This window comes from Qipengyuania soli, assembly GCF_015529805.1.
GTDB lineage: Bacteria > Pseudomonadota > Alphaproteobacteria > Sphingomonadales > Sphingomonadaceae > Qipengyuania > Qipengyuania soli.
In genome coordinates this window covers 1,295,317-1,308,190 of record NZ_CP064654.1, presented here as the reverse complement: position 1 = coordinate 1,308,190, position 12,874 = coordinate 1,295,317, and the positions used below count along the sequence as shown (strand labels likewise).

General features: G+C 63.9%; 12 protein-coding genes. 8 read left to right on the top strand and 4 right to left on the bottom strand.

All coding sequences use genetic code 11. The features are described 5' to 3' along the window. Positions 1 to 20: 20 nt before the first annotated feature. Complete coding sequence (locus tag IRL76_RS06550) at positions 21 to 776, top strand: 3-hydroxybutyrate dehydrogenase (RefSeq protein ID WP_200983977.1); 756 nt, start codon at positions 21 to 23, stop codon at positions 774 to 776. Between the two features lie 6 nt (positions 777 to 782). Here IRL76_RS06550 and IRL76_RS06545 read toward each other — a convergent pair whose 3' ends face one another. Further along, on the bottom strand, positions 783 to 1,721 hold the full coding sequence (locus tag IRL76_RS06545; protein ID WP_200983976.1) for a homocysteine S-methyltransferase family protein: 939 nt from the start codon (positions 1,719 to 1,721) through the stop codon (positions 783 to 785). A 133-nt stretch (positions 1,722 to 1,854) separates the two neighbouring features. Here IRL76_RS06545 and guaB point away from each other — a divergent pair, with 133 nt between their 5' ends. The 3 genes from guaB to IRL76_RS06530 all read left to right on the top strand — a co-directional run bounded on the left by guaB (position 1,855) and on the right by IRL76_RS06530 (position 5,105). Next, complete coding sequence (gene guaB / locus IRL76_RS06540; RefSeq protein WP_200983975.1) at positions 1,855 to 3,354, top strand: IMP dehydrogenase; 1,500 nt, start codon at positions 1,855 to 1,857, stop codon at positions 3,352 to 3,354. 3 nt (positions 3,355 to 3,357) lie between these two features. Next, positions 3,358 to 4,536: an RsmB/NOP family class I SAM-dependent RNA methyltransferase gene (locus IRL76_RS06535; protein WP_200983974.1), complete on the top strand. Its 1,179-nt coding sequence runs from the start codon at positions 3,358 to 3,360 to the stop codon at positions 4,534 to 4,536. Positions 4,537 to 4,598: 62 nt separating this feature from the next. After that, positions 4,599 to 5,105, top strand: coding sequence for a tetratricopeptide repeat protein (locus IRL76_RS06530; RefSeq protein WP_200983973.1), 507 nt, complete (start codon positions 4,599 to 4,601; stop codon positions 5,103 to 5,105). Positions 5,106 to 5,109: 4 nt separating this feature from the next. Here the strand turns inward: IRL76_RS06530 and IRL76_RS06525 are convergent, their stop codons facing one another. Together IRL76_RS06525 and IRL76_RS06520 are read right to left on the bottom strand one after the other, a co-directional pair. After that, complete coding sequence (locus IRL76_RS06525) at positions 5,110 to 5,586, bottom strand: RNA pyrophosphohydrolase (protein WP_200983972.1); 477 nt, start codon at positions 5,584 to 5,586, stop codon at positions 5,110 to 5,112. Beyond that, the gene (locus IRL76_RS06520; protein WP_200983971.1) at positions 5,583 to 6,533 is read right to left on the bottom strand and encodes an alpha/beta hydrolase; all 951 of its coding nucleotides are present in this window, start codon (positions 6,531 to 6,533) and stop codon (positions 5,583 to 5,585) included. The genes IRL76_RS06525 and IRL76_RS06520 overlap by 4 nt, the downstream gene beginning before the upstream one ends. A 180-nt stretch (positions 6,534 to 6,713) precedes the next feature. Between IRL76_RS06520 and IRL76_RS06515 the strand changes: the two genes are divergently transcribed. The 3 genes from IRL76_RS06515 to IRL76_RS06505 are packed head-to-tail and all read left to right on the top strand — an operon-like array spanning position 6,714 to position 10,659. Then, positions 6,714 to 8,654: a 2-oxoacid:acceptor oxidoreductase subunit alpha gene (locus tag IRL76_RS06515; protein WP_200983970.1), complete on the top strand. Its 1,941-nt coding sequence runs from the start codon at positions 6,714 to 6,716 to the stop codon at positions 8,652 to 8,654. Further along, positions 8,654 to 9,688, top strand: coding sequence for a 2-oxoacid:ferredoxin oxidoreductase subunit beta (locus tag IRL76_RS06510; protein ID WP_200983969.1), 1,035 nt, complete (start codon positions 8,654 to 8,656; stop codon positions 9,686 to 9,688). Before IRL76_RS06515 ends, IRL76_RS06510 begins: the two co-directional genes overlap by 1 nt. 20 nt (positions 9,689 to 9,708) lie before the next feature. After that, positions 9,709 to 10,659: a metal-dependent hydrolase gene (locus IRL76_RS06505; protein WP_200983968.1), complete on the top strand. Its 951-nt coding sequence runs from the start codon at positions 9,709 to 9,711 to the stop codon at positions 10,657 to 10,659. Here IRL76_RS06505 and IRL76_RS06500 read toward each other — a convergent pair. Next, complete coding sequence (locus IRL76_RS06500; RefSeq protein WP_200983967.1) at positions 10,656 to 11,420, bottom strand: phosphatase PAP2 family protein; 765 nt, start codon at positions 11,418 to 11,420, stop codon at positions 10,656 to 10,658. The genes IRL76_RS06505 and IRL76_RS06500 overlap by 4 nt on opposite strands. A 47-nt stretch (positions 11,421 to 11,467) precedes the next feature. Here IRL76_RS06500 and IRL76_RS06495 point away from each other — a divergent pair, with 47 nt between their 5' ends. Next, complete coding sequence (locus IRL76_RS06495) at positions 11,468 to 12,862, top strand: cryptochrome/photolyase family protein (RefSeq protein ID WP_200983966.1); 1,395 nt, start codon at positions 11,468 to 11,470, stop codon at positions 12,860 to 12,862. Positions 12,863 to 12,874: the final 12 nt, after the last annotated feature.

The following is a 12,874-nucleotide window of genomic DNA, read 5'->3' as shown; positions in this document are numbered from 1 at the left end:
GACAACGCTCGGAGGTCCAAATGTTTCTCGAAGGAAAACGCGCTCTCGTAACCGGTTCGACATCGGGCATTGGCCTGGCGACGGCGCGGGCCCTGCGCGCCGAAGGTGCCGAAGTCGTGCTCAACGGTTTCGGCCATGCGGGCGAGATTGCGAAATTGTGCGAGGAACTGGGTGCAACCCATTCCGGCGCCGACCTCACCGACGTTGCCCAGGTCGAAGCGATGATGGCCGAGGCGGGCGATATCGACATCCTCGTCAACAACGCCGGGATGCAGCACGTCGCACCGGTTGAGGAATTCCCCGTCGCCAAGTGGGACACGATCATCGCCCTCAATCTGACCGCCGCATTCCACACCACGCGCCTCGCGGTGCCGGCCATGAAGCGCAAGGGCTGGGGGCGGATCATCAACACGGCGAGCGCCCATTCCAAGGTCGCGAGCCCGTTCAAGAGCGCCTACAACGCGGCCAAGCACGGGCTCGACGGCTTCACCAAGACCATCGGCCTCGAGCTTGCCGAGTTCGGCATTACCGCCAACTGCATCAGCCCCGGCTACGTCTGGACCCCGCTGGTCGAAAACCAGATCCCCGACACGATGAAAGCGCGCAATATGACGCGCGAGCAGGTCATCAACGACGTCCTGCTGGTCAAGCAGGCGACGAAGAAGTTCGTCCAGCCCGCCGAAATCGGCGCGCTGGCGGTCTTCCTCTGTCGTGACGAAATGCAGAACGTGAACGGTGCCAACTGGAGCATCGACGGTGGCTGGACGGCGGAGTGACCTTGGCTAGCCGGTCAGGCACGCTTCCGCGATCGCGGTGACGTGTTCGAGATCGGTGCCGCAGCATCCGCCGAGTACGTTTATCGACGGATGGCGCGCGATGAGGTCGCGGTGGAGGTTTGCGAGTTCCTGAGGGTCCCCGCGGTCGAGTTCGGTCATCGCGTCGAGTTCGGCATGGCTGCAACGCGAAGCATTGGCGCGCACACCTCTGATGCGCTCGCCGACGTTCGCCGATGCTTCTCCCACAGCGGCAAGGAAATGGTCGGGATGGGCGCAGTTGACCATGTAGTAGGCGGCATAGCCATCTGTCGCGGCATCCACTTCTGCAATCGCATCGGCCAGCGGCTGGCCGGTCGGTAGTCGGCCGTCGGTCTCGACGGTGAAGCTGATCGCAACCGGAAGCCCGGCATCGCGTGCGGCCATGACCACGCCGGCCGCTTCCGGCACGTTCGTCATGGTAATGGCGGCGATCATTTCGCAGCCGGCGCGCTTCATCGTGCCGATCTGGCTCGCATGGTAATCCCTCGCTTCGCTTGCCTCCATTACGGCGCCGGGGTCGTAACCGTCCCCGCGCGGGCCGACGCAGCCGCTGAGGACGAGGACCGGGATAAGACCTTCGTACTCGTTCTTCAGTCGCGCCATCAGCGTGATGGCCTCGCTGACGAGCCGCGCCAGTTCGTCCTCGGTCAATCCCAGCGGCTCCGCCCAGTCCGAGCTTGCGCGCCAGGTGGCGCTTTCGAGGATGAAGCCGACTTTCTTGCTCGCCGCGAGGTCCAGGAAACCGCGATAATAGTCGGTGAGCGCCGCGCGCCCCTCTTCGCTCTGGAGCAGGGTCACCGAGGCGAAATAAGGAAGGTCGATACCCCGGTTGAAGATGATATCGGTCTCCAGGCCGGCATCGGTCAGGCAGCGGGAACTGAGCTGCGGAAGGGCATGCGTCGTCATCAGGCACCTCGCGTTGAAGGTTGTGGAACAGACGCGATCCCGTGCCTCCTGATATTCCTGCTGTGGTCGAAGGGCAACGGGAGGAAAGGGGGTAGAGCCTGACCCCCTAGCGCCCGTCACAAACCGTCGTTACATGGGCCGCCACGAATCTCCCGGCAGGAACCTTATTGTGGCAAATCTCGATATCCCCCTCGGCCTTACTTTCGACGACGTCCTGCTCGTGCCGGCCGAAAGCGATATCCTGCCTTCCATGGCCAACACCGCCACGCGGCTGACGCGCGAGATTTCGCTCAATATCCCGGTCATTTCCTCGGCGATGGACACCGTCACCGAAGCCGACATGGCGATCGCCATGGCGCAGCTTGGCGGTATCGGCGTGCTCCATCGCAATTTCGAAGTGGCCGACCAGGCCGCGGCCGTGCGCGCGGTGAAGCGTTACGAGAGCGGCATGGTGGTCAATCCCATCACCATCCACCCCGATGCGACCCTTGGCGAAGCGCAGGAAATCATGGCCGCGAACCGCATCAGCGGGATTCCGGTAACCGATGCCTCGGGCAAGCTCTGCGGCATCCTCACCAACCGCGATGTCCGCTTTGCCGAGAATCCGCGCCAGCCGGTCAAGGAATTGATGACCACCGAGAATCTTGCCACCGTGCCGCTGGGTACGAGCCAGGAAGAGGCCCGTCGTCTCCTCCACGCGCGGCGGATCGAAAAGCTGCTGGTGGTCGACGGGGCGCAGAACTGCGTCGGCCTCATCACCGTCAAGGACATCGAGAAGGCAGTCGCCTATCCCGAGGCAACCAAGGATGCGCAGGGTCGCCTTCGCGTTGCCGCTGCGACGACCGTAGGCGACAAGGGTTTCGAACGTACCGAAGCGCTGATCGATGCAGGCGTGGACGTGGTCGTCATCGACACCGCGCATGGTCACAACAAGGACGTCGCGCACGCAGTCGAACGGGTCAAGGCGCTGTCGAACTCGGTCCAGGTCATCGCGGGTAACGTAGCCACCGCCGAAGCCACCAAGGCGCTCATCGGCGCAGGTGCCGATGCGGTGAAGGTCGGCATCGGCCCGGGTTCGATCTGCACCACACGCGTCGTCGCAGGCGTTGGCGTGCCGCAACTGACCGCGATCATGGATTGCGCCGAGGAAGCCGAGAAGTCGGGCGTTCCCGTCATCGGCGATGGTGGCCTGCGCACCAGTGGCGATGCCGCGAAGGCTCTTGCGGCAGGTGCCTCGACGATCATGGTCGGGTCGATGCTGGCAGGGACCGAGGAAGCACCGGGCGAGACCTTCATCTACCAGGGCCGCAGCTACAAGAGCTATCGCGGGATGGGCAGCGTGGGCGCCATGGCGCGTGGCAGCGCCGACCGATACTTCCAGGCCGACGTCAGCCAGCAGAAGCTGGTCCCCGAAGGTATCGAGGGGCAGGTGCCCTACAAGGGCCCGGCAGCGGCAGTGATCCACCAGCTCGTAGGCGGCATCAAGGCGGCCATGGGCTACACCGGAAGCGCGACGATCGCCGACCTCAAGACGCGCGGCAAGTTCGTCCGCATCACCAATGCCGGCCTTGCCGAGAGCCATGTCCACGACGTGTCGATCACGCGGGAAGCGCCCAACTATCCGACGCGCTAGGTCATGACTCCCGCCGCGCGGGTCCAGACCGCCATCGAACTACTCGACAAGGTGATCGCCTCGGCGCGTGCCAAGGGCGCACCTGCCGACCGCATCCTTGCCGACTGGTTCAAATCCAACCGCTTCGCGGGGTCCAAAGACCGCCGCGCGATCCGCGACCTCGTTTTCGCCGCCATTCGCGCTTGCGGGCCGGTTCCGGAATCGGGGCGCGCCGCAATGCTGCGACTGGCTCAAGTGGACGGATCAATCCTGCCGCTGTTCGACGGCTCCAACTATGGCCCCAAGGTCATCGAAGAGAGTGAAGAAGCCGCTGCCGGAGGAACCGCCCCGGATTGGCTCGCAAAGGAACTCGCCGTCTCGGGCATCGAGGGCGTAGATGCAGAGGCAATGCTGGGCAGGGCGCCGCTCGATTTGCGCGTCAATACCCTCAAGGCCCAGCGTGCCACGATCCAGCTTCCGGTTGCGGCGGAAACAACCGCCGCGCCGAACGGTCTGAGACTTCCGTCAGGCACTCCGGTCGAGCAGTGGGAGGAATTCCGCGAGGGCAAGATCGAGGTGCAGGACACCGGATCGCAGCTTGCCTGTGAGGCTGTCGCCGCCCAGCCCGGCGAGACCGTGATCGACGTGTGTGCCGGCGGCGGGGGCAAGACGCTCGCGCTGTCAGCGGCGATGGACAATCTCGGGCGCGTCATCGCCTCGGACACGGACCGTTCGCGCCTGTCGCGGCTCATGCCGCGCGCCGAACGGGCGGGGGCGACGAATATCGAGACGCGCCTGCTTGATCCGGGCAAGGAACTCGATGCGCTGGCCGACCTCGAAGGCAAGGCCGATGCCGTGCTCGTCGATGCGCCATGTTCGGGGACCGGCACCTGGCGCCGCAACCCGGAGGCGCGTTGGCGGCTCGACGAGAAGGAACTCGCCCGACTGGTCGACATCCAGGCGCGCCTGCTCGACATCGCTGCGCGCCTCGTGCGTCCCGGGGGGCGTCTGGTCTACGTCACCTGCTCGCTGCTCGACGCCGAAGGGGCGGGGCAGTTCGATGCCTTCCTCTCGCGCAGCCCCGATTTTGCCCCACACGCCACCAGTCTTCCGCTCGGGGCACCGCGGGGGCAGGGAATTCGCCTCACGCCGAAAGCCGACGATACCGACGGTTTTTTCATCGCTTGTGCAGGAAGGGCATGATAGCCCTCTAAGCCATGGCCGATATGCCTGCCTCTGGACTGCATTCCCCGCTGGAGAAAATCATGCGTTTTGCCCCCGTTGCCGCCGCCCTTTCGCTGGCTCTCGCCATGACTGCGAGCGTTAGCAGCGGAGCGGAACGCGCGCCGGAGCCGCGCGCCGCCGCTCTGATCGCCAAGGGCAAGGCCGCGCTCGCCGCTGGTGATGTCCAAGGCGCGATCGACAGCTACGAAGCGGCGCTGGCAATGGATCCGGGATATACACCGCTGCTGCTGCGCCTTGCCGAGGCGGCTCGTGCCGATGGCCTGCAGGGCAAGGCGATCCGCTACTACCGCGAGGCGCTGACCCGCGAGCCGCGCAATTTCGCTGCCATGGCAGGCGAGGGCGAGGCGTTGGTCGAACGCGGTGCGATGGACAAGGCGCGCGCCAACCTCGCCAAGCTCGAATCCTTGTGCGGCAAGGGCTGCGCGGAAACGACTGCACTGACAGCACGCATCGCTGCCGGCCCGCCTGCCAAGGTCAAGACCGCCGAAGCGGTCCTGCCGGAAACGAAGTCGCCGCAGACGAACTGATCGTTCAGACCAGTTCGCGGAACGCTTCGACCACGGTGCGATAGACGCGCTTCTTGAACGGCACGATCAGCTCGGGAAGCTGGTCCGGTTCGACCCATTTCCAGTCGCAGAACTCTGGCGGATCATGCGCTTCGAGATCGATATGATGGTCCTCGCCGGTAAAGCGGGCGAGGAACCAGACCTGCTCCTGCCCGCGATACTTGCCGCCCCACAATTTGCCGATGAGTTCTTCGGGCAGGTCGTAGCGGATGGCTTCCTCGGTCTGCTGGATGATGCTGACGTGTTCGGCGCGCGCGCCCGTCTCCTCGGCCAGCTCGCGCATGGCCGCATCACGCAGGTCCTCTCCCGGATCGACGCCGCCCTGCGGCATTTGCCACCAGTCGCCTTCCTTGTTGTCGATGCGGCGACCGACGAACACGAGGCCAGCGGAATTCACCAGCATCACGCCGACGCAGGGGCGGTAGGCGGTCGGTATGCTCATCCGTGCCTCGCAAGCATCATTTTCATCGCGGCAAAGACGTAATCGAGATCCTTCTGATAGCTCGGTACGGCCTGGCGCAGGTTGCTGAAGCTGTGCGTGCCGCCTTTGACCTCGATGAACACGTGATCGATGCCCGCATTGCTGAGCGCTGCGCCGTAATCGCGACCTGAGTCGCGGATCGGGTCGAGGCTGGCGGTCACCAGCACGGCAGGCGGGGTGCCCGCATGGTCCCCGAGGATAGGCATGGCCCGCCAGTCGTCCTTGTCGGGCTTATAGTTCGCTTCGAAAAACTCCATCCCAGCTCTGGTCAGGACGAAACCCTCGGCGAAGTCGACGACGCTTTGCGACTTCGCCCAGTCGCTGGCGAGCGGGAAGATCGGGACCTGAAGGATTACCGGAACCGCTGCCGCCTCGCGCATCAGCGCCTGGGTGACGACAATCGCTGCATTGCCCCCGGCGCTGTCGCCGATCGGGACCAGTCCGGTCGCCGGGCGCCCCAGTTCTGTAGGCGATCCGGCGACCCAGCGGGTCGCGGCGACGCAATCTTCGATCGCCGCAGGAAAGGGTGCCTCGGGCGCGCAGCGATAGTCGACCGCCACCACGGGCAGGTCCATCTGATGGGCGATTTCGGTGCACAGGTTGTGGTGGGTGTTGAGGTCGCCGATGACGAAACCACCACCGTGATAGAAGCAGATCACCGGTCCGGGGCCGCGGCTTTCGCGCGAGTCATAGAGGCGCAGCGCAATGTCGCCGGCAGGTCCGGGGCATGACAGGTCGCGGATTACGGCAAGGTCGCGTGCGGGCGCATCGGCCATGTCGTGGAGCGCCTGATAACCGGCGCGGGCCTCTTCCAGGGAAACCTCGTCCAACGGCGGGCCACCGGCTGCCTCGAGAAGCGCAAGGAAGGCGCGCACATCCTCGCGGACATAGGGTTCGGTGTCAGCCATGCATTCTCTCCCCGGCTTTGCGTTGCTTTTCGGGACTTAGCGTGTCGGCGGTGCTTTTCCACGCTCGATTTTCTCGCTAGCAGAGAAAAACTTGATTGCGAGAGAGGGGGGTGGGGCCTACCTGCCGCACCCCGAAGAGACGGGCGCCGCACCCGACGGCGCAAGACAAGGATATACCGGATGGCAACAGCCGCCACCAAGCCGCAGGATAGCGGCCTGCCCGAAACCCCCGAGACGGTAGTCGTACGCTTTGCGGGCGATTCCGGTGACGGCATGCAGCTCACGGGCGGGCAGTTCACGCTCTCCACGGCGCTGGCCGGCAATGATCTTGCGACTTTCCCCGACTTCCCGGCGGAAATCCGCGCGCCCCAGGGTACGCTGTTCGGGGTCTCTGCCTTCCAGATCAACTTTGGCAGCCGCCAGATCAACACGGCGGGCGATGCGCCGGATGTGCTGGTGGCCATGAACCCGGCGGCGCTCAAGGTGAACCTCGCGGCGTTGAAGCCCGGCGGCCTGATCATCGCCGACACGGGCGAATTCACCAAGCGCAACCTCGACAAGGCGAAGTACGACACCAACCCTCTCGAGGACGGCAGCCTTGCCAAGTGGCAGGTCCTTGCCTTCGACATCAGCGCGCAGACGATCGAGGCGGTGAAGCCCTACGGCCTCGGCAACAAGGACGCGCTGCGCTGCAAGAACATGTGGACCCTCGGCCTTGCGCTGTGGATGTTCGATCGCGACCGCGAGCCCTTGCACGAGTGGCTGCGCCAGAAGTTCCGCACCAAGCCCGACATTGCCGATGCCAATATCGCCGCGCTCGATGCCGGCCACGCCTATGGCGAAACGGCCGAACTGAGCGGTCCGCTCAAGCAGGTCCATGTCGACCCCGTGCCGTCCGCGCCGGGCCTTTACCGGACCATCACGGGTGCCGAAGCGGTTTCGCTCGGTCTTGTGGCAGGCGCACAGCTGGCAGAGCTGCCGATGTTCTTCGGCGGCTATCCGATTACTCCGGCTTCGGCGATCCTGCACCACCTGGCGCGGCTCAAGGAATTCGACGTCACCACCTTCCAGGCGGAAGACGAGATTGCCGCAATCTGCGCCGCTATCGGCGCGAGCTATGCGGGTAGCCTTGGCGTCACCTCCTCGTCCGGTCCCGGCATCGCGCTCAAGGGCGAGGCGATGGGCCTTGCGATCATGACCGAGCTGCCGCTTGTTATCGTGAATTCGCAGCGTGGTGGCCCCTCGACGGGCCTGCCGACCAAGACCGAGCAGAGCGACCTCTACCAGGCGGTCTATGGCCGCAATGGCGATGCGCCCATGCCGGTGATTGCCGCCCGCAGCCCGTCCGACGCGTTCGAGGTGGCGATCGAGGCCTGCCGCATTGCGGTCGAATACATGACTCCCGTCATGTTGCTGACCGACGGCTATATCGCCAATGCGGCCGAGCCCTGGAAGGTGCCGAACCCGGCCGACTATGCGCCGTTCCCGGCGAAGTTCCTCGAAGAGAAGAACGACGGTGACAATCTGCTTCCCTACAAGCGCGATGCGAAGGGCGCGCGCCCGTGGATTAAGCCCGGCACGCCCGGCCTGATGCATCGCATCGGCGGCATCGAGAAGCACGAGCTGACCGGCAATATCGATTATTCGCCCGACAACCACCAGCGCATGACCGACCTGCGCAAGGGCAAGGTCGATCACGTGAAGGTGCCCGACCAGGAGGTCTGCCTCGGCAACACTTCCGGCAAACTTGCCGTGGTCGGCTGGGGATCGACTTATGGTCCGATCCACCGCGCAGTCGATAATTGTCGCAATAGGGGACTCGATGTCAGCCACATCCATGTGCGCCACATCTGGCCGCTACCGGCCAACCTCGGCGACCTTCTGCGCGGTTTCGACAAGGTGCTCGTGCCCGAGATGAACACCGGCCAGTTCAAGACCGTGCTGCGCGACCAGTACCTGGTCGATGCCCAGCCGTTGACCAAGACGAGCGGCCAGCCATTCCAGATCGCCGAACTGGAAGCGGCGATCGCCAAATTCTTTGACGGCGTGGCCGGGAACGAGGGGGGCGAGGTTCCCGTCAATGACCAGCAATTGCCCAGTCCCAAAGCGGAGAACGACTAATGAACGCTCCGGTCAAAATCGAAACCACGCTCAAGGACTGGGAAACCGACCAGGAGGTCCGCTGGTGCCCCGGTTGCGGTGACTATGCTATCCTGAAGGCCGTGCAGCGCACGCTTCCCCAGCTTGGCTGCGATCCCGCGAAGACGGTATTCATCAGCGGCATCGGCTGTTCCAGCCGCTTCCCCTATTACGTCGAGAGCTATGGCTTCCATACCATCCATGGTCGCGCACCGGCCTTTGCGACCGGAGCCAAGCTGGCAAATCCGGATCTGGATATCTGGCTGGTAACCGGCGACGGTGACGGATTGTCTATTGGTGGCAATCACTTGATGCACGTTCTTCGACGCAATGTGAACATGCAGATCATGCTGTTCAATAACGAGATCTACGGCCTGACCAAGGGTCAGTACTCGCCCACCAGTCGCGAAGGGACGCGCTCGCCCTCGACCCCGCTCGGCAGCTACGACCACCCGGCACGTCCCGCGGCATTCGCCCTCGGCGCCGGTGCGCGCTTCGTCGGTCGCGGTTTCGATGTGTCGAAGAACCTTCCCGACGTGCTCAAGGCGGCCCATGCCCACCAGGGCGCGGCCTTTATCGAGATCTTTCAGAACTGCATCGTCTACAACAAGGACGTGTTCGACGATTTCGCTGCTCCCAAGGGAGCCGAGGATCGCCAGCTCTGGCTCGAAAACGGCCAGCCGATGCTTTTCGCGGGCGGCACCAAGGGCATCGCCCTTGACCGCGATGCATTGACGCTCAAGGTCGTCGATGTGGCGGACGGCAACTGGGAGGCTGCAGGCGTGATCGTCCACGACGTTACCAACCGCTCGGTCGCGCACATGTTGGTCGAAATGCCCTTCGGCGCATTTCCGATGGCTCTCGGCGTCCTCTACGACGACCCGCGTCCGACCTTCGAGGCAGCCGCGATGGAGGAAAAGGCCAAGGCAAGCGAAGGCAAGGAAGCAAACCTCGCCAAGCTGCTCGGCAAGGGGCAGACGTGGACGGTAAGCGGTACGGCAAAGGACCCCGTGTGACGGAAGGGTAGTCCAGTCACATGGACAACCTGACACACAGCCTTGTCGGCGCGCTGATCGGACAGACGGGACTGAAGCGCAAAACCGGGCTGGCGATGCCCGCGCTGATCATCGGGGCCAATCTGCCCGATGTAGATGCAGCCTGTTTCCTCTGGCTCGACGGGGTCGAACATCTCGGCTTTCGTCGCGGTATTACCCACGGGCCGCCGGCGCTGCTGCTTCTCCCGTTGGTTCTTGCTGGCCTGCTCTACGGCTTCGATCGCTGGCAGGCGAAGCGCGGAACAAGGCCGCCAGCGCGCCTGCCGGTGAGCTTCAAGTGGCTCTACCTGCTGGCCTTCATCGCGTGCCTGACCCACCCGGCGCTCGACTGGCTGAACGTCTATGGCATCCGCCTCCTGATGCCCTTTTCGGATCGCTGGTTCTATGGCGACACGCTGTTCATCATCGACATCTGGCTTTGGGCCCTGCTGGGTTTCGCCACATGGTTTTCGCTGAGGCGAGAAAGGCAGGGCGGCAACTGGGTGAGGCCCGCGCGGGTCGCACTTACGGTCGCTTGCGGCTATATCCTCATCAACGGCTTCATCACGCGCGACGCCGAGCGCATGCGGTTGATGGATGCGCACTATGCCCACACCATTGCCGCGCCGGTGCCTTTGTTTTTCTGGAAGCGTCAGCTGATCTTCCCGAACCAGGAGGGCAACCACTCGCTGATCGACAACTATTCCGGTCCGGGCGAGGGTCGCCTGAACGTGCGCCGGCTCGGCGGGGTCACGCTTGCCGATTGTCGACTATCGAACGCAGCGGAGCGGGATCCGCAGGTGAGAGCCTTCCTCGTGTGGTCCCGCGTGCCGTTCGTCGAATACCGTCGCGATGGGCTGTGGCTACGCGATGCGCGTTTCGCTGATCCCAATATCGGCGACCGCTTCGCTGTTCGTTTGCCCGAAGGTACCTGCGACGTTTTTTTCCGCTAGTGTACGGCTGTCTCCAGCTTCTCGCCTGCGGGACTGTCGGCAACGGCCTTGGCCGGCTTGTAGAGCAGGGCGGCAGCGGTGAATGCCCAGGCGGCTCCGCCCATCCAGCCGGCAGTGACGTCGCTCGGGAAATGGACTCCCAGCATCACCCGGCTCCATGCGATCATTGCGGAAAGCACCATCGCCGTGCCGATCATCGTATAGCGAACCGAATGGCGCTTGCTCATCGAGGCGAAGGCCAGCGCCATGCCGATATAGATCATTGCCGACGCGAAACTGTGTCCGCTGGGGAAGCTGTTACCGCCGGCTTCGGTCAGGTGGGGCACGATTTCTGGGCGGTCGCGACCGATGAGCCACTTCATGAGGTTGTTCAACATCCAGCCGAAGAATACCGTGCTGGCAAACAGGACAGCCTCGCGCCGCAAGCGCAGGAACAGGAGGGCGACTATCGCGCCGATCGTGATGAGCGTGCTCAGCAATACCCCGCCGAGCGAAGTGATGTCGCGAACGGCCTCATGGATGAACGGTCCGCCGCGAGGGTGGAAGTCAGCACCGGTCCGGTAGAGATGCAGGCCCCAGTCGTCGAAGGTACCGGTCATCCCGTGAGTGACCAGATAGACCATGGTTGCCCAGCCAACCCAGAGGATGGCGGCAGATACGAGAGCTTTCGTACGATCGACGGTAAATCCGCGCTCCGGCAGGCGGACATGTTCGGCTGGGACCGGCTGGTCCTCTGCCTCGACGAATTGGGAGCTGTGCATATCCATGACTGGGGGAACAAGCGCAGGTCCAATTGGGTTCCGCAGGCATGAGTTCACCACAGATTGTCTGGCTAAGGCGCGATCTCCGGCTGGCCGACCAACCAGCATTCCACGCCGCAGCCAAATCCGGCCCTGTCATTCCAGTCCACGTCCTCGATGACGGGCGTGCGGGCGACCATGCCTATGGCGGCGCGTCGCGCTGGTGGCTCCACCATTCTCTGGAAAGCCTGGGAGCGACGCTGGGCTCGCATCATTCGCGGATCGTCCTTCGTCGCGGTGATGCGCCGCAGGTCCTTGCCAGCTTGGCCGAGGAAACCGGGGCGACTTGCATCCACGCGCTTCGACACTACGAGCCTTGGTGGAAGGAGGCCGAGGACGAGCTGCGCGATGCCTTGCCCGACGGCCGGGAGCTTTGTCTCTACGATGGAAATTACCTCCTGCCTCCGGGTAGCGTGACCACCGGATCGGGCGATCCCTACAAGATCTACACTCCGTTTTCGAAGGCGATGCTCGAGCGTATGCCGCCCCGTGAGCCGTTGCCGGAGCCTGATACGATCCATTCTCCCGAGAGCTGGCCCGAAAGCGATGCTCTGGCGGACTGGAGCTTGCTCCCCACGCGCCCCGACTGGGCGGGCGGGATGCGCGAGTTCTGGGAGGTTGGCGAAACGGCTGCGTGCGAAAGGCTGAACTGGTGGGCCGACGAAGTCGCTTCCTACGACAATGGTCGCAACCTTCCGTCCGAAGACATGACATCGCGTTTGTCGCCTCACTTGCACTGGGGCGAAATCAGTCCGGCGCAGGTGTGGCACAAGCTCAAGGACAAGCGCAGCGAGGGCTGGCGTGTGTTTGCCAAGGAACTGATCTGGCGCGACTACGCGCAGAACGTCATCGACCAGTTCCCCGATTACCCGCGGGACAGTTACCGGACCTACGACGAGCGCAAGCTGTGGCGGAATCCCAAAATGGGACACCTCATCCAGTCCGATCTCGAACGCTGGCAGCGCGGCATGACCGGCTATCCGGTCGTCGATGCCGGCATGCGCCAGCTGTGGCAAACCGGGTGGATGCACAACCGCGTGCGGATGATCGCCGCCAGCTTCCTGGTGAAGCACCTCCTTATCGACTGGCGCTTCGGCGAACAGTGGTTCTGGGACACGCTGGTCGATGCCGACTACGGCAACAATGGCGTCAACTGGCAGTGGATTTCTGGCACCGGTGTCGACAGCAACATGTTCGTGCGGATCATGGCGCCACTGACGCAGAGCGAGAAGTTCGACTCCGCTGGCTACATTCGCGAATATGTGCCGGAACTTGCGAAACTTTCCGATGCCGAGATCCACGATCCGGCCGACAGCAGGCGGGGCGCCTATCCGAAGAAGATGATCGGCCACAAGGAGGCACGCGAAAGAGCGCTTGCAGCCTACGCCGAAGCGAAGGGTTAGCTTGCCTCGCGC